This is a genomic window from Streptomyces sp. (genome assembly GCF_050698815.1).
Classification (GTDB): Bacteria; Actinomycetota; Actinomycetes; order Streptomycetales; family Streptomycetaceae; genus Streptomyces.
Window position 1 is genome coordinate 12,306 of sequence record NZ_JBOHCV010000046.1, and the last position, 21,111, is coordinate 33,416.

21 protein-coding genes are annotated in these 21,111 nt (G+C 69.2%); 9 read left to right on the forward strand and 12 right to left on the reverse strand.

From position 1 onward, the window contains the following. Positions 1-95 precede the first annotated feature (95 nt). Positions 96-902: a hypothetical protein gene (locus ACRDP3_RS01920; RefSeq protein WP_431515028.1), complete on the reverse strand. Its 807-nt coding sequence runs from the start codon at positions 900-902 to the stop codon at positions 96-98. Between the two features lie 266 nt (positions 903-1,168). Here ACRDP3_RS01920 and ACRDP3_RS01925 point away from each other — a divergent pair, with 266 nt between their 5' ends. Further along, positions 1,169-1,987: an SAM-dependent methyltransferase gene (locus ACRDP3_RS01925; protein WP_431515029.1), complete on the forward strand. Its 819-nt coding sequence runs from the start codon at positions 1,169-1,171 to the stop codon at positions 1,985-1,987. A gap of 23 nt (positions 1,988-2,010) precedes the next feature. Here the strand turns inward: ACRDP3_RS01925 and ACRDP3_RS01930 are convergent, their stop codons facing one another. Together ACRDP3_RS01930 and ACRDP3_RS01935 are read right to left on the reverse strand one after the other, a co-directional pair. Beyond that, a complete protein-coding gene (locus ACRDP3_RS01930; RefSeq protein ID WP_431515030.1) occupies positions 2,011-3,015 on the reverse strand; it encodes a DUF4331 family protein in 1,005 nt (334 codons plus the stop codon). Between the two features lie 975 nt (positions 3,016-3,990). Beyond that, positions 3,991-5,205: a pyridoxal phosphate-dependent aminotransferase gene (locus tag ACRDP3_RS01935; protein WP_431515031.1), complete on the reverse strand. Its 1,215-nt coding sequence runs from the start codon at positions 5,203-5,205 to the stop codon at positions 3,991-3,993. Between the two features lie 85 nt (positions 5,206-5,290). Here ACRDP3_RS01935 and ACRDP3_RS01940 point away from each other — a divergent pair, with 85 nt between their 5' ends. Beyond that, on the forward strand, positions 5,291-5,950 hold the full coding sequence (locus tag ACRDP3_RS01940) for a winged helix-turn-helix transcriptional regulator (RefSeq protein WP_431515032.1): 660 nt from the start codon (positions 5,291-5,293) through the stop codon (positions 5,948-5,950). 124 nt (positions 5,951-6,074) lie between these two features. Here the strand turns inward: ACRDP3_RS01940 and ACRDP3_RS01945 are convergent, their stop codons facing one another. Together ACRDP3_RS01945 and ACRDP3_RS01950 are read right to left on the reverse strand one after the other, a co-directional pair. Next, positions 6,075-7,028, reverse strand: coding sequence for a GNAT family N-acetyltransferase (locus ACRDP3_RS01945; protein WP_431515033.1), 954 nt, complete (start codon positions 7,026-7,028; stop codon positions 6,075-6,077). Between the two features lie 197 nt (positions 7,029-7,225). After that, complete coding sequence (locus tag ACRDP3_RS01950; protein WP_431515034.1) at positions 7,226-7,744, reverse strand: DUF1203 domain-containing protein; 519 nt, start codon at positions 7,742-7,744, stop codon at positions 7,226-7,228. Between the two features lie 358 nt (positions 7,745-8,102). On the opposite strand from ACRDP3_RS01950, the gene ACRDP3_RS01955 reads away from it, so the two are divergent. Continuing rightward, complete coding sequence (locus tag ACRDP3_RS01955) at positions 8,103-8,645, forward strand: DUF1707 SHOCT-like domain-containing protein (RefSeq protein ID WP_431515035.1); 543 nt, start codon at positions 8,103-8,105, stop codon at positions 8,643-8,645. Between the two features lie 192 nt (positions 8,646-8,837). Here the strand turns inward: ACRDP3_RS01955 and pntB are convergent, their stop codons facing one another. From pntB to ACRDP3_RS01970, 3 genes are all read right to left on the reverse strand, one after another. After that, the gene (pntB, locus tag ACRDP3_RS01960; RefSeq protein WP_431515036.1) at positions 8,838-10,328 is read right to left on the reverse strand and encodes a Re/Si-specific NAD(P)(+) transhydrogenase subunit beta; all 1,491 of its coding nucleotides are present in this window, start codon (positions 10,326-10,328) and stop codon (positions 8,838-8,840) included. Positions 10,329-10,334: 6 nt separating this feature from the next. Further along, positions 10,335-11,882, reverse strand: a complete 1,548-nt coding sequence (locus tag ACRDP3_RS01965; RefSeq protein WP_431515037.1) for a Re/Si-specific NAD(P)(+) transhydrogenase subunit alpha — start codon at positions 11,880-11,882, stop codon at positions 10,335-10,337. A gap of 192 nt (positions 11,883-12,074) precedes the next feature. After that, entirely contained in the window at positions 12,075-12,782 is a 708-nt protein-coding gene (locus tag ACRDP3_RS01970) for a lysoplasmalogenase (RefSeq protein WP_431515038.1), read from the reverse strand. A gap of 210 nt (positions 12,783-12,992) precedes the next feature. On the opposite strand from ACRDP3_RS01970, the gene ACRDP3_RS01975 reads away from it, so the two are divergent. From ACRDP3_RS01975 to ACRDP3_RS01985, 3 genes are all read left to right on the forward strand, one after another. Next, complete coding sequence (locus ACRDP3_RS01975) at positions 12,993-13,847, forward strand: lysozyme (RefSeq protein ID WP_431515039.1); 855 nt, start codon at positions 12,993-12,995, stop codon at positions 13,845-13,847. A gap of 124 nt (positions 13,848-13,971) precedes the next feature. Further along, complete coding sequence (locus tag ACRDP3_RS01980; protein WP_431515040.1) at positions 13,972-14,334, forward strand: cupin domain-containing protein; 363 nt, start codon at positions 13,972-13,974, stop codon at positions 14,332-14,334. Positions 14,335-14,461: 127 nt separating this feature from the next. Then, positions 14,462-15,151, forward strand: a complete 690-nt coding sequence (locus ACRDP3_RS01985) for a pentapeptide repeat-containing protein (RefSeq protein ID WP_431515041.1) — start codon at positions 14,462-14,464, stop codon at positions 15,149-15,151. 21 nt (positions 15,152-15,172) lie between these two features. Here the strand turns inward: ACRDP3_RS01985 and ACRDP3_RS01990 are convergent, their stop codons facing one another. Beyond that, a complete protein-coding gene (locus tag ACRDP3_RS01990; protein WP_431515042.1) occupies positions 15,173-15,670 on the reverse strand; it encodes a hypothetical protein in 498 nt (165 codons plus the stop codon). 129 nt (positions 15,671-15,799) lie between these two features. Further along, complete coding sequence (locus ACRDP3_RS01995; RefSeq protein ID WP_431515043.1) at positions 15,800-16,375, reverse strand: TerD family protein; 576 nt, start codon at positions 16,373-16,375, stop codon at positions 15,800-15,802. Positions 16,376-16,529: 154 nt separating this feature from the next. Between ACRDP3_RS01995 and arfB the strand changes: the two genes are divergently transcribed. Continuing rightward, positions 16,530-16,985, forward strand: a complete 456-nt coding sequence (gene arfB, locus ACRDP3_RS02000; RefSeq protein ID WP_431515044.1) for an alternative ribosome rescue aminoacyl-tRNA hydrolase ArfB — start codon at positions 16,530-16,532, stop codon at positions 16,983-16,985. A 69-nt stretch (positions 16,986-17,054) separates the two neighbouring features. On the opposite strand, the gene ACRDP3_RS02005 is transcribed toward arfB, so the two are convergent. Continuing rightward, positions 17,055-17,588 carry a flavin reductase family protein gene (locus tag ACRDP3_RS02005; protein WP_431515048.1) on the reverse strand — a complete coding sequence of 178 codons (534 nt, stop codon included), beginning with the start codon at positions 17,586-17,588 and terminating at the stop codon, positions 17,055-17,057. Between the two features lie 483 nt (positions 17,589-18,071). Here ACRDP3_RS02005 and cdgB point away from each other — a divergent pair, with 483 nt between their 5' ends. Further along, positions 18,072-19,712 (forward strand): diguanylate cyclase CdgB, encoded by a 1,641-nt coding sequence (gene cdgB, locus ACRDP3_RS02010; protein ID WP_431515045.1) that lies wholly within the window; start codon positions 18,072-18,074, stop codon positions 19,710-19,712. Between the two features lie 157 nt (positions 19,713-19,869). Then, the gene (locus ACRDP3_RS02015; protein ID WP_431515046.1) at positions 19,870-20,829 is read left to right on the forward strand and encodes a hypothetical protein; all 960 of its coding nucleotides are present in this window, start codon (positions 19,870-19,872) and stop codon (positions 20,827-20,829) included. Here ACRDP3_RS02015 and ACRDP3_RS02020 read toward each other — a convergent pair. Continuing rightward, on the reverse strand, positions 20,826-21,111 hold a 286-nt coding region (locus ACRDP3_RS02020; protein ID WP_431515047.1), incomplete at its 5' end, for a PfkB family carbohydrate kinase. The two genes, ACRDP3_RS02015 and ACRDP3_RS02020, sit on opposite strands and share 4 nt — an antisense overlap.

Below are 21,111 nucleotides of genomic sequence, written 5' to 3' on the forward strand. Positions count from 1 at the left end.
GCTCGAGCCGGGCTCCGGTCACGCAGTGGCCGGAGCCCGCGAGAACGGTGCGATGGGCCCCGTCACGCGACGGGGCCCTCACGGACCGGCAGGTCTCAGGCGGCTCTGGCCAGCAGACCGTCGCTGACGAGCTTCGTGCGAATCATTCCGGCATCGCTGCCGCGGTCGAGGCTCCCGCTGAACGGTACCGGGGTCCAGGCGTACTCGCCGGGGAACTGGTAGGCGGACAGTTCGTCGATGCGCCGTGCCCCGTCCTCGCCCACATTGAAGACCGTGTACGGCAGGGTGAAGCTCTCAGAGCAGTGGTCGTTGCCCGCCGCACCCGATTCGCAGGAGTCGAGGGAGGCGTAGTTGCCGTGCTTGTTCTCGGCCGAGTAGATCCTTGCGACCTGGGGTGAGCCGCCGGCGGCCCGGCCCCAATTGCAGTCGTTGCCCAGCAGGCGTTCGTCGGTGTGCTCGAAGGCGGTGCCCTCGTGTGCGGTCGTCTTCAGAGCGAAGGCGGCATAGCCGGTCGGGCAGTTGACCTGGGGTGTGAGCGTCACCGCGAACGGTTCGACGTCGCCGGAGTGCGAGCCGCCGAACCAGTCCCCGCAGTCCTGCCGGTAGAGGACCGTGTACAGGATCGCGATCTTGCCCGGGTCACCGGGGTGGGGTCTGACCCGGGCGAGCGCGGTGCCCGGGTTGCTGCTCGTCGCCGGATCGGCGCAGCCGGAGTCCTCGCCGCTGTCGAACCAGATCCACGGAAAGAACTGGGTGGCGAGGGTGTCCTCGAGCGTGTCCTCAAGTCCGTCGCCGTCGCCGTCGGCGGCGACCTGGGCATGAGCTTGACCGGCCAGGCCGGTCACCATGGCCAACACGATGAGCAAGGGCGCTATCAGACCGCGCAGCAGATGACGTTTCATGTCTCTCCCTGGTGGCAGCGTTGGGGGGGAATGCCTTCCGTGCCGTGGTGACGGCCCAGGCGCGCAGCCGGCACGATGTCGCCAGACGACGGCAAGCGAACATGAACCTGGACCGATACTCCCCTGCCCGAGCGGGGCTCGAACCCACTCGTGCCGCAACGTACGGGGAACCACGGGGACTTGGGTCTACGAGCGGGGCCACTTCGCGGAAGCGGTGCACCTACGATGAACGCTTGACAACCCGTGCTGACGGAAAGGCAGTTGGCATGACCGAGGCCTCTTCCCGAGTGGATCAGTCGAAACCGAGTATCGCCCGGGTCTATGACTACCTCCTCGGCGGCAAGGACAACTACGAGGCGGACCGCGCCATCGGGGACAAGTTCAAGAACGATCTGCCCGGGTCGGTGGCCATCGCGCACGCCAACCGGCAGAACTTGATCCGAGCCGTGCGGGAGATCGCCCTCGCGGGGATCGACCAGTTCATCGACGTCGGCAGCGGACTGCCGACCGCGGACAACGTCCACCAGGTCGCGCAGCGCCACGCCCCCGACGCACGCGTGGTCTACATCGACAGCGACCCCGTCGTCCTCGCCCACGGCCGCGCTCTGCTCGAGGACAACCCGAGCACCCGCGTCATCCAGGCTGATGCCCGCGACCCGCGGAGCATCCGAGAGCATCCGGACGTCACCGGTCTGATCGACTTCGAGCGGCCCGTAGCCGTGATCCACAGCGCCGTCCTGCACCACATCAACGACGACGAGGGCCCCGGCGCGATCGTCCGCTACTGGCAAGGGCAGGTCCCCTCGGGCAGCCACTTCTTCGTCTCCCACTTCCGCAGCGGCGACAACCCGGAGACCCTCGAGGCCGAGGCGGTGCTCCAAGCCGCCTTCGGCCGCGGGCGATGGCGGACCGATGAGGAGATCCGCGCCCTCTTCGACGGGCTGGAGGTCCTTCAGCCGGGCATCGTGGCCAGTTCCCTGTGGCGGCCCGACACGACAGGGGCGCTGGCCGGCATCAGGTCGGCAGAACACGAGTTGACCGTTTGGGAGCGGCTCATCGTGGGGGGCCTGGCACGCAAGCCGTGAGGCCGCGCACCCCCGCTACGTGGCTATGCCACAGGCTCGCTCACGTAGGGGAAGTCGCTCCTCACCGTTCCTGTGGCGTCCCCGGAGTCCAGCCCCATCGGGACTTCCGCGTTCAAGATCGTGTGGAAGATCTTTTCGGGCGCGTTGTCGGTCAGGCTGCGCCCGTTGAGTGCACCGTAGGCAGCGGGCGTGCCGAGCGTGTAGCGCAGCGCGTCCGGCAGGAGAGCGCCCAGCGCCCTTTCCGCGTGCTCCTCGGGTTTCTTGTGGGTGTGGTTGACCCTGACCACGCGGCTGATCATGTCGTGGATCTCGGGGCCGTAAGTTGCGGCGTCATCCTGGGGGCGGGCGGCGTTGAACTCGTCGCCCTCGTTGTAGCCGAACATCGTGGACAGCAAGGGCGTGCCGGCCCGGTCGGTCTGGCGCCACCGGCCATCGGCGGCGTCGAGCGGCACTGCGATGGATCCCCAAGCCCGGATGGTGCCGGCGTTCTTGGGCTTCTGGAGGAAGGCGTTGGGAACCTCTACGACGATCGCGTGTATGTTTCCACGAAAGGCGTTTGACGCCTTCTCCGGGGACCAGTCTCCCAAGTCGAGTCGGCTGCCGTTCACGATGGCGGTCCTGACCGCCGTCACCACGGTGCCGTCGATGTAGAACGGGTCCCCGGCGCGTCCCGCGAAGACCCTGAACCCCTCATGGTGGGCACGGACTGTGTTCGTCCAGCCCTTGCCGATCTCGTGCCCGTTCGCGTTGCGGTTCGGTGCCTGCGGCCCGGTGACTTCCCGAACGACGAAAGACTGGCCGCCAGGCTCAAGTTCCGGGTGGAACATGGTGTAGAGGACGATGTCGGGGCTGGCGTCCCCGTCGGAATCGATGTTGATCTCGTAGCGGGTTTCGGCGCTGAAGGGGCCGCGCATGACGTTCAGAACGAATACGGTCTTGGTCCCGTCCGCGTTGGGGAAGACGTAGAAGTCACTGATGTCCAGGGACGGAGTGTTTCTGAGGGACAAACCATCGAGGTGGTCGGACATTCCAGCTCCTGCGTGAAGAGGTGGGGGCGGGGTGGGGAAGTCGGCAAAGACACCAATGCGATCAGCACGCGCAATCACCCCGAGCAGCCGTCAGCACCTATTCGAGGGCGACATCTTCGACAGTCAAGTAGTCTGAGTGGATGCTCCTGATGGTCGGTGTGCCATTATCCTGCTCGCAGAAGCAGTGCCGGAGCTTCCCATGCGTCAGGGCCCTCTCAGTATTCGAGGTGATCTTGAGCTCGATAGTCATTCGATAAGTTCTTCCTTCCTCGTGAGATGCCTTACGAGCCCGGTGGCTCGCGAACTGGTCCTTCTTGGGGACGTCACGTGTCTGGAAGATTGCCTCGATCACGGATTCCCCCCACCGCACGAAGACAACTGTGTTCACGATCGCGTAATCAAAGCGTGCGATGGGGCAAGGCGCTTCAGGAGAGCGCATCGAGAGCGCATCGAGTGCGCATCGAGGGCGCGGAAGGGCACACGGGGGGCGCTGGCGAGCGGTAGGTCTGCGCTGCTGGACAGCAGCGCGTTACAGCAACCCCATCAAACTCTTGGCAGCAGCCAGTACCCGACGACGCCTCGTCAGTAGCCGTGTTGACCGCCACCGAACGAGCCCTCAGCGGCACTTCTGGCCGTCTCGCTCCGCGCCCCTCGTGACCCCGCCTCGCCTCGGTCAGTGCTCCAGCCCCGACCGCAGCAGACGTCCCATCGGTCCACGTGCGGCGAAGAGGGCGAGGCCGATGCCGATGCCGCACACGGCGGTGACGGTGAAGTAACAGCCAGGATGCCGTGCTCTACGGCAAACGCCTCCGAGGGGCGGCTGCATCGCGTGATCGTCGCGGCAATGGCCACGTCAGCCTTGAAGTGCACCTTGGAACCCAGTAGGTCCCGCAGTCCCGGCTCGGGATACTGGTATCGCCGGCTGAGGGCAGGCGGGTACCCGTTCAGTTACCGCCTTACCGAGCGGATGTTGGGTTATGACTGCCGGTAGCCGGTCAGGAAGCGTCCGATCCTGCTGATGGCTGATTCCAGCTCATCGGCGCGTGGGAGGGTGAGGATGCGGAAGTGGTCCGGCGAAGGCCAGTTGAAGCCGGTGCCCTGAACGACCTGGATCTTCTCCCGCAGCAGCAGGTCCAACACGAACTGCTCGTCGTCGTGGATCTTGTGCACCGCGGGGTCGATACGGGGGAAGGCGTACAGCGCACCCTGAGGCTTGACGCAGGAGACGCCGGGAATCTCGTTGAGTTTCTCCCAGGCGCGATTGCGCTGCTCGTGAAGCCTGCCACCCGGGGCCGTCAGCTCACTGATGGATCCCGGACTGCCCAGCGCTGCCTGAATGGCGTACTGGGCCGGAGCGTTGGGGCACAGCCGCATGGAGGCAAGCATGGTCAGCCCCTCCAGATAGCTCTTCGCGTGCTGCCGGGGGCCGGTGACCACGAGCCATCCTGAGCGAAAGCCCGCCACCCGGTACGTTTTGGACAGGCCGCCGAAGGTCAGGACCACCAAGTCGGGAGCGAGAGTGGCGGCGGGATGGTGCACGGCGTCGTCGTAGACGATCTGGTCGTAGATTTCGTCGGCGAAGACCATCAGCTGGTGGCGGCGGGCCAGGTCGAGGATGCCTTCGACGATCTCGCGCGGATACACCGCGCCCGTCGGGTTGTTGGGATTGATGATGACGACCGCCTTTGTGCGGTCGGTGATCTTTGAGGCCATGTCGTCCAGGTCCGGGTACCAGTCGGACGACTCGTCGCACCGATAGTGCACGGCCCGGCCGCCGGCCAGCGTGGTCACCGCCGTCCACAGCGGGAAGTCCGGTGCCGGGATGAGGACTTCGTCCCCGTCCTCGAGCAGCGCCTGGACGGCCATGGTGACCAGTTCGGATACGCCATTGCCCAGGAAGATGTCGTCGATGGTGACCTCGGGAAGCCCAAGGGCCTGGTAGCGCTGGGCGACCGCGCGCCGGGCGGAGAGGATGCCGCGCGAGTCGGTGTAGCCGTGAGCCTGCGGCAGCATCCGGATCATGTCCTGGACGATCTCCTCCGGCGCTTCGAACCCGAACAGGGCAGGGTTGCCGGTGTTCAGGCGCAGCACGCTGTGGCCTGCCTCCTCCAAGGCGTTGGCGTGGTCGATCACCGGTCCGCGGATCTCGTAACAGACCTCGCTCAGCTTGCTCGACTGCCGGAACTCCATGCGGTGGCCTCCCAAGGCTTCGTTGTGCCTTGGTTTTACCAAGTGGAAGCTTGGCAAGTCCAACCTCTTCTCTAGACTGCTGCACATGCCTCGCCGCCGAAGCTATGACCACTACTGCGCCACTGCCCGGACCCTGGACGTTGTTGGCGACCGGTGGACCCTGCTGATCGTCCGTGAACTCCTGGCCGGGCCTCGCCGCTATACCGACCTCCACGCCGATCTGCCCGGCATCAGCACCGACGTCCTTGCCGCCCGTCTCAAGGACCTGGAGCGCGAGGAACTGGCGAGCCGCCACCGTCTCCCCCCACCCGCCCCCGCCGTCGTTTACGAACTCACGCCCCAGGGCCAGCAGTTGCTGCCCGTCCTCACCGCACTCGCGGAATGGGGCGGTCCAGCCCTGGTGCGGAAGCCCACCGATGCCGTACGTGCGCACTGGTACGCCCTCCCGCTCCTCAAGCCGCTGACAGAAGCGGCAGGCGGATACAGCGGAGTGATCGACGTGGCACTGGACGAAGGGACTTTCCACCTACGCCTCGGAGGTGGTCCACCCCCGTACGGCGATGGACCAGGAGAGCAGGCCGACGTGCGGATGGCTCTGACCGCTGTCACCTGCACTGCCCTGATCGAAGGGAAGCTCTCCGTGGCTGAGGGCGTGAAGACCGGCCTCGTCCAGGTATCCGGAGAGACCAACCTGGCCAACCTCCTGCGCCGGGCACCCGGTGGGTCACCCTCCCGAAGCGAGTGACACGACCGGCAAGAGGCGACGAAGCGGCATTCCGCCCCACGGATATCCGTTCTCGCTTCTGGGCGTTCGGGCGCGGCACCCCTCCCCCGCCGGGATCTGGGTGAGGGGCACGTTGCTGCCTGGTTCACGCTGGCCTACGACTCCGACGCGCCGTAGTTGGAGGATGCGGTCGAGTGGATGCACCACCAACCGAGGTGAGCCCACCGACCTTCGGCGCGGCACATGGGAAGTCGTACGCGGCCCACTCGGTAACCGGGACGTATCCGATGCGTTGGTAGAGGGCGTTACTGGTGGGGTTGGCAGTGTCCGCGTACAGCACAACGTCCGTCGCGCCTGCGGCCAGTGCGGCCCTGCTCACCTCGACCGTCACGGCGCCCGCGTAGCCACGACCCCGGAGGTGAGCCGGGGTGTAGACGGGGTCCACCCGGACCATGCCGGCGACCATCGAGGTCACGGCCGCCATGGAGACGGGAATGCCGTCCGGGGTCTCCCAGAACGTGAAGTGTCTGTCGGCGAAGCGTGAGCCGGCCCAGGAGCCGGCGTCCACGGCGGGGGTTTCTCCAACGGTGTCGACGAACTCGCCGCACCAGCAAACGAGTTGCTCGAGATCTTGCTCGCCCACAACTCGGCCCCGGCCTTCGGGAAGCGACTCCGGCGGGGTGAGTGTGCCGAGCCGGTACAGGCGGATCCGCTTGCTGAGTGTCGGCGTTGCGCCTGTGTGCTGCTGCCATGCCTCGGCGAAGGCGGTGGCGGTGCTGTGGTCCGCGCTGACGTAGGGAAGGGAGTGCCCGAGGGCGGCCAGGTGGGCGGCGAGGGTGTCGGCATCCTCGGGGGTGAGGGGGGTGACGGTCAGGCCGCGGGAAGGGAGGCGGTAGAAGGTGGCGCAGACCTCGCCCCCTCGCTCCAGTCGGCCGAATACGGGGGCTTGGGCGTCGTGCGCGGCCGTCCCGTTCGTTCGCAGTTTCTCGATCACCGTCAGCGGCGTGTTGTGCAGGGCGGGCCGTGAGCGCAGAAAGTCTCCGGCTCGGGCGAGGAAGTCGTCGACATCTTCGGTGAGGTGCCAGTCATCCGGTCGCATGCTTCATGATTTCCCATGGCGTAGGCGTGCGCCCGTGGTTTTCCGCTGGGGCGAGGCGGCAGGCCTCGTGTGGTGCGCCGGAAGCCAGTAAGAACTCTGGAGGGTGCGGTTCAGTGAGAGGTTCCCATACTCGCCGCTGCCGCTGCCGCCGGGACCCGATCGACCGGTGCGGCCTGGGCACCTTGAGGGCGCAGGATCTACGGTTGGCGTACCTCGAACTGGAAGCAGCCGTACTCGACGGCCCGCACGTGCACCAGGGCCACCTCTGGCTTGCTGAATGCTTCCCTGAACGCCTGGTCGAACCCGGCTTCGGCGTCGTCGGGGATCTCGAGCAGGCGACCTCCGACGATACGGCCCTCAGCGTCGTACCGACGGATGGTGCGCAGCGCCCCAGGTCGGGCGAACGGATAGCCGCGGGTGTCGCGCGGTCCCTCGCATTCCCCGGCGTGGATGAACACCGGTCCCGACTCGTCGTACGCTCCGGGATTGGCCCCGGTCACCGCCGCCCAGCGCCGCAGCGGCGCATACGAGACGAGCCCGACCTGCTCACCGGGCTCGATCGCCCGCAGGCAGCAACGCAGCGGACTGCCCACGCAGTTGAGGGGAGCGCCGTCCTCACGGGCGATGTACGGCCAGAAGGGTTGCGCGGCATCGTCGGTATCGCGGAGTTCTTTGAGGGCAGCCGGAAGGATGGGGAGTGGTGTGTATGCCGTCATGGGTTCCAGCGTCTGCGGCCGGCCCGTGGTCTGCTGGCGGAATCCGGACGCGACGTCCGGCGGCGCGACCTGATAGCGGCCTGGGGGAGTCCTGGGTATTGGCACCCACGCTGAGAACTGGCGTGGCGGGTGCCTACCGGAGAGCGTCGATGGCGTTGACGACCAGTGCACGTGCTGCCGGCCCGTACACCGCCATGTGACGTAGCTGGTCGAAAACCTGTAGCTGACCAGCAGGTTCCATCTGCCACCCGCTGCTGACATCAACGGCTACGCACGACGGCAGACGCCATCAGCTGCGTACGACTATCGTCACAGGTCAGTGCCGTACCGCTGCTGCTGTCGCTGCTATGAGAATGGGATGACGTCCATGCCCCAAGACATGTCGCCGCGGATCTCCGATGACCATCGCGACACAGCCATCGAGCGTCTTCAGGAGGCATTCGCCGAGGGGTACATCAACCGGGAAGAGATGGACGAGCGCCTCCAAGTGGCGCTTACCGCCAAGACCCACGGCGATTTGGTGCCGGTCCTGGAGTCGCTGCCCGATAAGGACACGGGCCCGACCGTCGCAATTGAGGCCCTCGGTGGACGGATTCAGCGGCGCGGTGGGTGGCGGGTGCCCCGCACATTCAAGATCAAGTCCGAGTACGGCAAGGTAGAGCTGGACTTGTCCCAGGCGATCATCGAATACCCGGTGATCGATATCGAACTGCGGCTTCCGTATGGCTGGGCCCGGATCGTCTTGCCGCGCGATGCGACGGTGGATTACGAGGGACTGAGCGCGGAGTGGAAGCAGCCGGTCTACAAGGCCCGGCGGCGCGGCAGCACGGGTGGTCCGCACATCCGGATCTCCGGGGCCATGGAGTACGGCCGGTTGAAGATAAGGCACCGCGGGCGCTGATTGCTCGGCCGCCCGCGCGGAATCGATACGCACGGCTGAGATGTGCCACAGCTGTGCCACAACGCGCCTGAACAGCACCCGCCATGCCCCGAACGCACACGCCAGCGCCCCAACCGCCCTTACAGGTGCGGTGATTCCCAAACCTCATGTCGCGGAAAGGCCCCGGGTCCTTGCAGCGGCGCTGACCCGGTGTCAGTCGGCCGGGGCGGCGGCGGTGGTGGGCTGGGGGGACGTGGCGGTGCCGGCGGGTGGCGGTGGGGCGTCGGAGGTGTGGGAGCCCAGGTCGCGGAGGATGTTCTCCACGCTCTGCTTCGCGTCGCCGAAGAGCATGCGGCTGTTGTCCCGGAAGAAGAGCGGGTTCTGCACGCCCGCGTACCCCGAGGCCATCGAGCGCTTGAAGACGATGACGTGCTCGGCCTCCCAGACCCGCAGCACCGGCATGCCCGCGATCGGGCTGGTGGGGTCGTCCATCGCCGCCGGGTTGACGGTGTCGTTGGCGCCGATGACCAGGACGACCGAGGTGCGGTCGAAGTCGTCGTTGATCTCGTCCATTTCGAGTACGACGTCGTAGGGCACCTTGGCCTCGGCCAGCAGCACGTTCATGTGTCCCGGCAGCCGGCCGGCGACCGGGTGGACGCCGAAGCGGACGTCGACGCCGCGCCCGCGCAGGACGCGGGTCAGCTCGGCCACGGGGTGCTGGGCCTGGGCTACGGCCATGCCGTATCCGGGGGTGATGATCACGGAGTCGGCGCCGTCCAGGAGGGCGGCCGTCTCCTCCGCCGTGGTCTCGTGGTGCTCGCCCTGCTCGGCGTCGCCGCTCGCCGGGGCCTCGATTCCGAACCCGCCGGCGATCACCGAGATGAACGACCGGTTCATCCCCTTGCACATGATGTACGAGAGGTAGGCGCCGGAGGAGCCGACCAGCGCTCCGGTGACGATGAGGAGGTTGTTGTTGAGGAGGAATCCCGCCGCCGCTGCCGCCCAGCCCGAGTAGCTGTTGAGCATCGAGACCACGACGGGCATGTCGCCGCCGCCGATGGAGGCGACCAGGTGCCAGCCGAGCGCGAGTGCCAGCACGGTGACCGCGATCATCAGGCCGAGGCCGGGCGTGACCGTGAACCAGATCGTCAGGGCCAGGAAGGCGACCAGGGCGCCGAGGTTGAGCAGGTTCTTGCCCGGCAGGGTCAGCGGCCGGGACTTGATCCGCGCGGACAGCTTCAGGAAGGCGACGAGGGACCCGGTGAAGGTGACCGCGCCGATGAAGATCCCGATGAGCACCTCGGCGTGGTGGATCCGGAGGAGGTCCGCGGCCACCTCGGTCTGTGCGGCTCCCAGCGCCTCGACCTCGTAGTAACTGTTCCAGCCGACGAGCACCGCGGCCACGCCGACGGAGCTGTGCAGGATCGCGATGAGTTCGGGCATCTGGGTCATCGCCACAAGGCGGGCCCGCCACAGGCCCGCGGCGCCGCCGAGCACCATGGCGACGAGGATCAGGACGGTGGCGCCGGCGGAGATGTCGTGTGCGGCGAGGACGATGGTGGCGACGAGCGCCAGTGCCATGCCGCAGATGCCGAAGACGACCCCGGAGCGGGACGTGCGGTGCTGGGAGAGCCCGGCCAGGCTCAGAATGAACAGGAGCGCGGCGACGATGTCGGCGGCCTGGGTGGCCGTACTGGCGTCCATGGGGCTTCAGCCTTTCGAGAACATGCCGAGCATGCGGCGGGTGACGGAGAAGCCTCCGAAGATGTTGACGCTGGTCAGCAGGATCGCCACGAACGACATGACGGTGACGGCCACCGGCCCGTGGCCGATCTGCACCAGTGCCCCGATGACGACGATCCCCGAGATCGCGTTGGTGACGGACATCAGCGGTGTGTGCAGGGCGTGGTGCACCTTGCCGATGACGTAGTAGCCGATGACGACGGCCAGTGCGAAGACCGTGAAGTTCGCCGCCAGCTGGGCGGGGGAGAAGGCGATCAGCAGGAACAGCGCGAGCATGCCGACGCCGATGAGGGCGTACCGGGCCGCCGCCGAAGAGCGTGGCTTCGCCTCCGCCCGTACGGCCGTGGCGGCGGGTGTCGCGGGGGCGGAAGGGGGCGCGGCGGACACCTGGACCGGTGGTGGCGGCCAGGTCTTCTCACCGTCCCGTACGACCGTGACGGACCGCTGCACGATGTCGTCGAAGTCCAGCCGCAGCCGCCCGTCCTTGTCCGGCGTGAGTAGCTTGAGCAGGTTGATCACGTTGGAGCCGTACAGCTGCGAGGCCTGGGCGGGCAGCCGCCCCGGAAGGTCGGTGTAGCCGACGATCGTCACACCGTTGTCGGTGACGATCGCCTTTCCCGCGACCGTCCCCTCGACGTTGCCGCCCTGCGCCGCGGCCATGTCGACGATGACACTGCCGGGCTTCATGCGCGCGACGTCCTGCGCGGTGATCAGCCGCGGGGCAGGCCTGCCGGGGATCAGCGCCGTGGTGATGACGATGTCGACGTCGGCCGCCTGCTCGCTGTAGATCTCCGCTGCGCGGAGGTCGTACGCCTCCGAGGTCTGCTTGGCGTATCCGTCCGAGCCGGCCTCCTGCTCCACCTCGACGGCGAGGAACTCGCCGCCCAGCGAGCGGACCTGGTCGGCGACCTCCGGGCGCGGATCGGTCGCCCGTACGACCGCGCCCAGGCTGCTGGCGGCTCCGATCGCCGCGAGACCGGCCACTCCCGCGCCGGCCACCAGCACCTTGGCCGGGGGCACCTTGCCCGCGGCGGTGACCTGGCCGGTGAAGAACCGCCCGAAGGCGTGTGCGGCCTCGATGACGGCCCTGTACCCCGCGATGTTGGCCATCGAGCTCAGCACGTCCAGCGACTGTGCCCGCGAGATCCGCGGCACGGCGTCCATGGCCAGCACGGTGACGGGGTGCTGCGCGAGATCGTCCAGCAGAGCGGGGTTCAGCGCCGGGGCGATCAGCCCGACGAGGGTCGCGCCGTCGCGCAGCCGTCCGGTCTCCTCGTGCGACGGCTCGTTGATCTTCAGGACGATGTCCGCCCGCCAGGCGTCGCCGATCCGCGCACCCGCCTCGGTGTAGGCGTCGTCGGAGAAGCCCGAAGCCGCACCGGCCCCCGACTCCACGACGACGTCGTAGCCGAGCCCCAGGATGTGACGGATGCTCGCGGGCGTGACCGCCACCCGGGTTTCCCCGGCGCTGGACTCGGCGGCGACACCCACCAGCTGCGGATCTGGATCTGACATCGGTCTCCCTCTCTGTCGGTTCCCGATGAACCGTGGGCGTGACTGTTCAGACGCTGCTCGCATTGCCTGCTCGCATTGTCGGCATGACGAGAGCCCGCCGAGAAGGGCCGACGCCGGGTGGCCGCGCAGAAGTGCGGGTCGCGAGGTCGCTGCCCGGGATACTGGCCCGTAACCCGCCCTTCGCGCAGTGAGTCAGGTCACGTCGGGCCGCTGCCCGTCCTCGAGGCGGTCCAGCCAGCCCGTGGTGATGAGGTACTGGCCCAGGAGGTAGCCGGCCATGATCAGCACCTCCTGGGACGGCACTTTCCGGCCCGCCGCCTGCAAACCGATGAGCAGGTCCGAGCCGAGGAAGGCGGCGGCGCCCGCGCCGACCTTGCCGCCCACGCCGAGCGCTGCCGCGCCCATCACGGTCAGCGCGAGGCTGTAGCCCGCGACGGGCAGCCGCAGCCGCTGTTCCAGGGAGGGGGCGAGTGCGGCGTTCACCGCGGCCCAGCCCGCGAGGCAGCCGAGCGCCGGCCAGGGCCGGCGGCGGATGGAGCGCAGCGCGCCGAGCCGGGCGTAGCCCGCGGTGTAGCTGACCTGGGTGCCGAGGAAGGCGGCCATGCCGAGCAGGAAGGCCGGCTCGCGCTTGTCGAAGAGGAGTGCGGTGTCTCCTGCCGCGGCGAAGGCGAGGCCGGTGACGAGGGTGCCGGGTGCGGGGGTGTGCCGGTCCGGGCGGCGGCGCAGGACGTACGAGGCGAGGGCGGGCATCAGCAGCGGCTTGGCCGCCCGGCGCAGGCCCCGTGGGTGGTCGCGGGCGACGGCCGCCAGGTCGGCGGCGGCCAGTGCGCCGAACGCGACGAGTGCGCCCCGTCCGTGCCCGTCGGGGCGGGTGAGGCGCGCGGCCGCGGCCGTCGCCACCCCGCGGAGTGTGTGTCGGGGGGAGGGCCCGGTGATCGCCATGCCCGGCAGTCTGTCGGCGTCGCTCACGCCTGGTCAACAGTGCCGGGGCGGGCGCGGCCGGTAGGCCAGGACTCGGCGAGTCGTCCATTTTGTATGTTTTTGTACGGGTACCTTCGAGTGGCTGTTGCCGCGCTGGTCCAGCACTCATCGACGCCTTCGGAGGCACGCATGCCCTTGCACACGCCCGGCCCGGCGCGCCGCGCCCTCTCCGGCCCGGTGAAGCTCCCCGCCGTCCTCCTCTCCGTCGTCGCCCTGCTCGTCGCTCTGCCCGCGACCGCCGGCGCGCAGAGCGGGGACAACCACCCCGCTCACCCGGAGAAGGACTGGATGGGTTCCACCATCGGAGCCCGCGAAGGCGGCAACCACGTCGTCTCCGCGCCGCGGACGCTCGCCGTTCCGTCGGTCGAGGGCGTGGACGTCTCCAGCCACAACGGCAGTGTTCCCTGGTCCACGCTGTGGAGAGGGGGCGTGCGGTTCGCGTACGTCAAGGCCACCGAGGGCACGAGCTACCGGAACCCCTACTTCGCGCAGCAGTACAACGGCTCCTACCGCACCGGCATGATCCGCGGGGCGTACCACTTCGCGCTGCCCGCCAGCTCCAGCGGCGCCGCCCAGGCCAAGTACTTCCTCGCGCACGGCGGCGACTGGTCGAAGGACGGGAAGACGCTGCCCGGCGCGCTCGACCTGGAGTACAACCCCTACGGCTCGGCCTGCTACGGCAAGTCCGCGGCGTCCATGGTGAACTGGATCGCCGACTTCTCCCGGACCTACCACGCGAACACCGGCCGTCACCCCGTCATCTACACCTCCACCACCTGGTGGAAGCGGTGCACCGGCAACAGCGGCAGGTTCAGCAGCACCAACCCGCTGTGGATCCCCCGCTACGGCTCCTCCGTCGGCCCGCTGCCGGCGGGATGGCACTTCCAGACCTTCTGGCAGTACACGTCCAAGGGGAAGACGGTCGGTGACCGCAACCGCTTCAACGGTGCCTACGCCCGCCTCAAGGTGCTCGCCACCGGCTGATGTCAGCAGGTCAGAGGCGCATCGGAGACCCGGTCCGAGGTTTCCGCGCCGCGGGTTTCCGCTTGTCCGCTTCCGGTCGCACCATGGAGGAAGAGACAGCGGGGGGCGAAGGGAGGAAGTCCTCATGATGGAAGTCAAAACGATCGACAAGCCGGATGAACGTCGAGACTTTCCCCGGGGTCACCTCGAGGCCCTGCACCTGAGCGGACTGGACTTCGCCGTGGCCACGTTCGAGCCGGGCTGGCGCTGGGCGGAGTCGATCCGTCCGCTCGCCGGGACTGACAGCTGCGAAGTCCGCCACAACGGCTTCATGGTGCAAGGACGGATGCACATCAGGATGGACGACGGAGGGGAGTTCGAGGTCGGGCCCGGCGACGTCTTCGTCACCCCGCCCGGGCACGACGCCTGGGTCGTCGGGGATGAACCGGTCATCATGTACGACTTCGCCGGCGTGATGGCGACCGAGTACGCCCGGACGCAGGGTTAGCCCACGCCCGAGCACCGAGGTGGAAATCGCGCATACGGACCGGGGTGAGGGCGCACGTGCTCGCCCCGGCTCCGTACGCGGGCCGGCGTCGGCACCGGTTGTCAGTGGCGGCGTGCACGATGGGGGGATGGCGAGGACGAAGGCGAGTGGGGCCGTGCGCGCGCCCCGGCGACCGGAGGTGAGGCTTCCGGAGCTGCGGCCCTACGAACAGGGCGGGGCGGGAGACGGCCCGTTGGTACCGGACGGCGACTACGACGGGGTGGGCTTCGAGGACGTCGACCTGGGGGGCACGGACGCCGCTGGGGCGACGTTCCTGGACTGCGGGATGTACCGCTGCTCGCTCGCGGAGGCCGGCTGGGGGCGGGTGCGGCTGATCGACAGCGTGCTGGAGGGCGTGACGGGGGTGGGCGCGGACCTGTCGGGCGCGGAGATACGGGACGTGGAGCTGCTCGACGCCCGGCTGGGCGGTACACAGGTGCACGGGGCGCGGCTGTCCAGAGTGCTCGTGCGCGGCGGGAAGATCGACTTCCTCAATCTGCGCCAGGCCACGCTGCGGGACGTCACCTTCGAGAACTGCGTGCTGGTGGAGCCGGACTTCAGCGGTGCGACGCTCGAACGGGTCGCGTTTCCCGGCTCCGTGGTGCGCGGCGCGGACTTCACGCAGGCGACGCTGGCGGAGGTGGATCTGCGGGAGGCGGCTGAGCTGGAGATCGCCGCAGGTGTGGGGCGGTTGAGGGGCGCGGTGATCAGCTCGGCCCAGCTGATGGACCTGGCCCCGGTGTTCGCCGCCGAGATCGGTGTACGCGTCGGCACCTGACGCGCGAGCGGGCGGCGGCCCTCAGACGCGCGGGAAGCGGGCCTGCAGGGCCCACAGGGCCGGGTTGTCCGCCAGGCCCTCGTGCATGTCCGTGAGGTCGGCGAGGAGGTCGTGCAGGAAGTCGCGGGCCTCGCGGCGCAGTTCGGCGTGCCCGCAGGTGAGCGGCGGTCCCTCGTCCGTGACCCAGTCGGCGGTGACGTCCACCCAGCCGAAGCGGCGCTCGAAGCGCATCCGGTCGCTGCTCTGCGTGAAGTCCACCTCGGCCCGCTGCGGTCCGGCCGCCCGGCTGCCGCGCGGATCGGCGTCGAGGCGTTCGGCGATGTCGCACAGCGCCCAGCCGAAGTCGAGTACGGGCAGCCAGCCCCAGGCGGTGGCCAGTTCACGGTCCGCCTTGGTGTCGGCGAGATAGACGTCTCCGCAGAACAGGTCGTGCCGCAGCGCCCGTACGTCCGCCGTGCGGTAGTCCGTCTGCGGCGGGTCCGGGAAGCGCCGGGAGAGCGAGTAGCCGATGTCGAGCACGCCACGATCGTGTCACGTGGCGGGGTGCCGCACGGCAACGGCAAGGGCGGCGCCCCCTTCCGTCGAGGGGGAGCCGCCCTTGCCGCACACCCGGCCCCACACCATGGCCGTGCACCGGAGTCCGTCAGGTCAGACGTTGACCCCGAAGTCCTGGGCGATGCCGACCAGGCCGGAGGCGTACCCCTGGCCCACCGCGCGGAACTTCCACTCCGCGCCGCTGCGGTACAGCTCGCCGAAGACCATGGCGGTCTCGGTGGCCGCGTCCTCGCTCAGGTCGTAGCGCGCGATCTCCGTCTGGCCCGCCTGGTTGACGATGCGGATGAAGGCGTTGCGCACCTGGCCGAAGTTCTGGCTGCGGCTCTCGGCGTCGTAGATGGAGACCGGGAAGACGATCTTGTCGACGTCGGCGGGCAGGCCGGCGAGGTTGACGTTGATCTGCTCGTCGTCGCCTTCGCCCTCACCGGTGACGTTGTCACCGGTGTGCACGATGCTCTGGTCGGGGGTCGCCTTGTTGTTGAAGAAGATGAAGTGCTGGTCGGAGTAGACCTTGCCGGTCGGGTTCACCGCGATGGCGCTCGCGTCCAGGTCGAAGTCCGTACCCGTGGTCGTGCGGACGTCCCAGCCGAGGCCGACCGTGATGGCGGTCAGACCCGGCGCCTCCTTGGTGAGGGAGACGTTGCCGCCCTTGGACAGGCTTACAGCCATGGGGATGCCCTTCTGTTTCTGTTGGTGAGCTCGTTCGAGGGTCCGTGTCCTCACTTCTCACAACGCAGTCGGGGGACGGACGGGTTCCAGGTTCCTTCACGTTCTTCGCCGTCGCCACCAAAAGGCGGTGACGGGGGCGCGCGGAGGCGCGACCATGGGACACATGTCCGGTCCTCCTTACGTCATCCGTGGTGCGGTCTCCCTGCCGGAGGCCGAACTGGTGTGTCGTTTCACGCGCTCGTCCGGGCCAGGTGGGCAGCACGTCAACACCAGCGACACCCAGGTCGAGCTGCGGTTCGATCTGGCGGCCACGCAGGTGCTGCCCGAGGTCTGGAAGGAGCGCGCCCTGGAGCGGCTGTCGGGCGCGGGACGGCTCGTGGGTGCGGACGGCGGGGTGCTGGTCGTACGGGCGAGTGAGCACCGCTCCCAGTGGCGTAACCGCGAGGCCGCGGCCACACGGATGGCGGCGCTGCTCGCGGAGGCGACAGCGCCGCCGCCGCGTCCCCGCCGCAAGAAGAAGGTGCCGCGCGGCGTCAACGAGCGGCGGCTGCGCAAGAAGCAGCAGCGCGGCGACCTGAAGCGGGGGCGCTCGGGCCGCGACTGGTCGTGACGGTGCGCGTCCCGGACACGACGGTGCGCGTCCCGGACCTGACAGCGCGAGTGCCGGACCGCGGTCCGGTCAGTCGCCGCCCTTCGTGAGCGAGTGGTAGCGGCCGCGGAAGTAGGTGAGCGGCCTGCTGTCCGCCGCGTGCGGCAGTCCCGCCGCCAGTACCCGCCCGATCACCAGCGTGTGGTCGCCCGCCTGTACGCGCTGCTCCGTGCGGCACTCGACCGTGGCCAGCGCCCCGGTCACCAGCGGCGCGTCCGAGGCCTCGCCCCGGGTGTGCGGAAGGTCACGGAAGAGCAGCCGGTCGCTGAGCCGCCCCTTCATGGCGAAGCGGCCCGCCGTCTGGCGCTGGCCCTCGGTGAGCAGGGAGGCGGCCCAGTAGGTCTGGCGTTCCAGCAGCTCATCCATCCGGGACCCGTTCCGGACGCTGACCATGACCAAAGGGGGGTCGAGGGAGACCGACATGAAGGAGGTGGCGGTCATGCCGACGTCGGCGCCGCCCGGGCCGTCCTCGGCGTCGTAGGCCGTCACCAGCACCACTCCGGCCGCCAGCCGTGTCATGGCGGCCCGGAACTCGTCCTCACTCACCCCTTCAGCATGGGGCATCGGCTGATCGACCGGCGGGCTCGGCTTCTGCTGCACTGCGTTGGACACGTCAAGAACGCTAACCGGTGCGGCCCGCCGCGCACATCGGACCCCGGGACCAGGACCAGCGACCCATGGCGTGGACGGGCATGGGCCGGTGCGGACGGGCAGGCATGGGCCGGTGCGGGCGGACGCGGGGAGTGCGGTGACGGCGTGGTGGGGCGCACAGGGGGAGCGCGTTCGCAGTCCTACGCCCCGGTAACGCCGCACCTCTCCCGGCCGGCCATTCCGTCGAACGCTTCGACCAGCGCTTCCGGGTGTGAAACGCTCACACGGAGTGGAGGCAACAGACAGCGCACTGTTGTGACTTGAGTCACAGCGAGCAATAATTGTTGACCCTGTGTACCGGGTGAACAGCTCGCTGTGATTCAGTGGCCGTGGCAGTCGGACGACGACGTCCCGCGAACACCTGGAGTTGACGGACGAGGCTCAGGGGGGAGGGCGATGGAAACCGAGTCGGAGCCCTATGTCCGACTTGCCAGTCTGCGCCAGCTGCACCGCGTCGTGTCGCGGCTGAACACCGCGCGCAGCCTTGCCGACACCCTGCAGACCGTCGCCGACGGCGTGGTCGAAGGCCTCGGCTTCGAGCTGGCCGCGGTCAATCTCGTACGTCCCGAAGGCGACCTCGTCGTCGCCGCGGTCGCCGGCAGCCAGCTGGCCGAGTCGATGATGGCGGGCCGGGCCGGCTCGCGCGCGTCCTGGGACCGCCGGCTGTCCATGGGCGAGGAGTGGGGAGACCTCCGCTTCATCCCGTACACCGAGGGCTGGGTCCTCGATGACGACGACGTACCCCAGTGGCACTCGACGGGACCCGCACCGCAGACCCCCGAGCAGTGGCATCCGATGGACCGCCTTCTCGCCCCGCTGTACGCCTCCGACCACGAACTGGTGGGCGTGATCTCCGTCGACAAGCCGCGCAACGGGCGGCGGCCCGGCGCGTGGGGACGCGAGGCCCTGCAGATGTACTCGTCGCAGGCCGCCATCGCGCTCAGCAACGCGCGCCTCCGCTCCAACATGCAGCGCGCGCTGGTCCGCCTCGAGCGGGAGCAGTCGGCGCTGCGCGCGAGCGAGGAGAGCTTCCGGCAGGCGTTCGAGTACGCGCCGAGCGGGATGGCCGTCGCGGAGATGGGCGGCGACCAGCACGGGCGGCTGATCCGGATCAACGACGCGCTGTGCCGGCTGCTGAACCGCTCCGCCTCCGCAATGCGGCGCTACTCCTTCTCCGACATCGTCCACCCCGAGGACATCGGCACCCTGCTGCGTACGTCCGCCGAGGGCGGCCGGGCCGAGCTGCGGCTGGCCCGGCGCGACGGGTCCTACGTGTGGGTCTCGCTGCGCAACTCCGTGGTGGCCGACACCGCCGACGGGCCGCGCTTCCTGCTCACCCACGTCGAGGACATCGAGGAGCGCAAGCGGCACGAGCTGCACCTCGCCCACCGCGCCAGCCACGACTCGCTCACGGGACTGCCCAACAGCGCCGAGCTGCGCGCCCGCCTCAGCGGGCGTCTCTGCGCCCGGCCGGGGCCGGTCATCTCCGGCGTGGCGCTCACGGATCTGGACGAGGTCGACAAGGGCTTCGGGCCGGGGTTCCACTTCGACGACACGGGGTCGGGGGTGATCGCCGGAGAGGGGCTCTACGACCCGCATCACCAGCACGCGGTGGCCCCCTCGGGCACCGTGCCCGGTGAAAAGGGTCTCGCCGTCCTCTTCTGCGACCTGGACGGCTTCAAGTCGATCAACGACCGGTTCGGGCACAACTGCGGCGACGCGGTCCTGGTCGAGGTCGCCCGCAGGCTGACGGCCGGGGTGCGGGACAACGACACGGTGGCCCGGATGGGCGGCGACGAGTTCGTGGTGCTCACGGACGGACTCGGTCCGGCGGAGGCGCAGGACCTCGCGGTCCGGTTGCGCAACGCGATCATCCCGCCGATCCGCGTGGACGGCCGCGGGGTGCGCGTCGGGGCGAGCTTCGGCATCGGCTGGGCGGGGTGCGGAATGACCGCCGAAGAGGTGCTGCAGTCGGCCGACCAGCGGATGTACGTGGAGAAGCGGTCCCGCTCCAAGGGGCAGCGCCGCGCCGGATAGACGGGCCGGGGCGGCTGCGGGCGGGACACCGGTGGTGTGATCCGTACCTCAGATGTTTCCCTGGCGTCCGCTGACTGATCGTCTGTTCGTGGGGGTGACCCTCACCCGGGAGAGGTAGGCTCGGCCGAATACCTGACGCAGTAGGGAGTGACAGGGGATGACCGCCGAGAACGACGGCACGGGCGCGACGCCTGCGGGCGACGACCCGTTCGCCTACCTCTACCGCCAGCAGGGCGGTGACGGCTCGACGGCACCAACGGCCCCACAACCCGGAGCGCCCCGGCGCTCGTACAGCCAGGTGCACACGGTCGGCGAGCGCCAGTACGGCGGCGGCCAGTACGGAGGCCAGTACGGTGCGGGGCGCACCCAGCAGATGCAGCAGCCCAGCACGCACTACGCCGCACCCGAGACGATGCCGGGCGGCCGGGCGGCCGCCCGCCAGACCCAGGCACAGCACCACGGCGAGGGCTATGGCGGCGGACGCAGCCGCAACGGCCTGCTGGTCGGCGCGATCGCGGTGGTCGCGGCCGTCGTCATAGGCATCGGCGCGGCCATCTACTTCAACAGCGACGGCAAGACCGGCGGCGAGGCCACCGAATCGTCCGGCTCCACCGTCGGCGGTGACGGCAAGGGCGGCGGCGGGCAGGACAAGCCCGGCGACGACGGCAAGCCGCGCAAGGGGAAGGGCATCGGCAAGCAGGACGCGGCCGGCCTCAGCCTGGCGGGCGGGGCCGTCGCGGCGAGCGACGTACCCAACGCCCAGTCCGAGGGCGGCACGTACGTCGGCGGCATGAGCACCCCTGGAGCCTCCGCCACCTGGACGATCGACGATGTGCCGAAGGCCGGGCAGTACACCCTCTTCGCGCGGTACGGGGTGCCCGGCGAGGACGCCGACTCGACTCTCTCGGTCAACGGACAGCCCCTCTCGCAGCCGCTCAACATGTCCAACTTCGGCAACGCGCAGCAGGGGGACTGGGCGAAGGGCTGGACGCGGACCTTCGCCTGGGTCAGCCTCGAGCGGGGCGAGAACGACATCAAGATCTCCTGCGAGCAGGGGAACAAGTGCAACTTCAACCTCGACCAGGTCTCACTCAAGGCCGGCAAGGTGAAGCGCTAGCCGGACGCGGCGTCGCCGTGTTCCGTGACCGTCACCCGCGAGAGCAGGCCGGCGTGCACGCCCGCGTCGAACTCACCGGCGGTGGGAGCCCGTACGGTCGCCGCCGACAGCGCGACCGCCCGCGTCAGCCGGTCCGGCCAGGGCAGCCCCTCCACCAGTCCGGACAGCAGCCCCGCCACGGCGGAGTCGCCCGCACCGGTGGGGTTGCCCGCGAACGGCTCGGGCGGACGCGCCGTCCAGGTGCCGTCCGGGGTGACCAGCAGCATGCCCTCTGCGCCGAGC

Bases quoted from the DNA above. Each gene is read 5' to 3' on its own strand.
- ACRDP3_RS01920 (WP_431515028.1), bottom strand. From the start codon at position 902: ATGAAACGTCATCTGCTGCGCGGTCTGATAGCGCCCTTGCTCATCGTG.
- ACRDP3_RS01925 (WP_431515029.1), top strand. From the start codon at position 1,169: ATGACCGAGGCCTCTTCCCGAGTGGATCAGTCGAAACCGAGTATCGCC.
- ACRDP3_RS01930 (WP_431515030.1), bottom strand. From the start codon at position 3,015: ATGTCCGACCACCTCGATGGTTTGTCCCTCAGAAACACTCCGTCCCTG.
- ACRDP3_RS01935 (WP_431515031.1), bottom strand. From the start codon at position 5,205: ATGGAGTTCCGGCAGTCGAGCAAGCTGAGCGAGGTCTGTTACGAGATC.
- ACRDP3_RS01940 (WP_431515032.1), top strand. From the start codon at position 5,291: ATGCCTCGCCGCCGAAGCTATGACCACTACTGCGCCACTGCCCGGACC.
- ACRDP3_RS01945 (WP_431515033.1), bottom strand. From the start codon at position 7,028: ATGCGACCGGATGACTGGCACCTCACCGAAGATGTCGACGACTTCCTC.
- ACRDP3_RS01950 (WP_431515034.1), bottom strand. From the start codon at position 7,744: ATGACGGCATACACACCACTCCCCATCCTTCCGGCTGCCCTCAAAGAA.
- ACRDP3_RS01955 (WP_431515035.1), top strand. From the start codon at position 8,103: ATGACGTCCATGCCCCAAGACATGTCGCCGCGGATCTCCGATGACCAT.
- pntB (WP_431515036.1), bottom strand. From the start codon at position 10,328: ATGGACGCCAGTACGGCCACCCAGGCCGCCGACATCGTCGCCGCGCTC.
- ACRDP3_RS01965 (WP_431515037.1), bottom strand. From the start codon at position 11,882: ATGTCAGATCCAGATCCGCAGCTGGTGGGTGTCGCCGCCGAGTCCAGC.
- ACRDP3_RS01975 (WP_431515039.1), top strand. From the start codon at position 12,993: ATGCCCTTGCACACGCCCGGCCCGGCGCGCCGCGCCCTCTCCGGCCCG.
- ACRDP3_RS01980 (WP_431515040.1), top strand. From the start codon at position 13,972: ATGATGGAAGTCAAAACGATCGACAAGCCGGATGAACGTCGAGACTTT.
- ACRDP3_RS01985 (WP_431515041.1), top strand. From the start codon at position 14,462: ATGGCGAGGACGAAGGCGAGTGGGGCCGTGCGCGCGCCCCGGCGACCG.
- ACRDP3_RS01995 (WP_431515043.1), bottom strand. From the start codon at position 16,375: ATGGCTGTAAGCCTGTCCAAGGGCGGCAACGTCTCCCTCACCAAGGAG.
- arfB (WP_431515044.1), top strand. From the start codon at position 16,530: ATGGGACACATGTCCGGTCCTCCTTACGTCATCCGTGGTGCGGTCTCC.
- ACRDP3_RS02005 (WP_431515048.1), bottom strand. From the start codon at position 17,588: ATGCCCCATGCTGAAGGGGTGAGTGAGGACGAGTTCCGGGCCGCCATG.
- cdgB (WP_431515045.1), top strand. From the start codon at position 18,072: ATGGAAACCGAGTCGGAGCCCTATGTCCGACTTGCCAGTCTGCGCCAG.
- ACRDP3_RS02015 (WP_431515046.1), top strand. From the start codon at position 19,870: ATGACCGCCGAGAACGACGGCACGGGCGCGACGCCTGCGGGCGACGAC.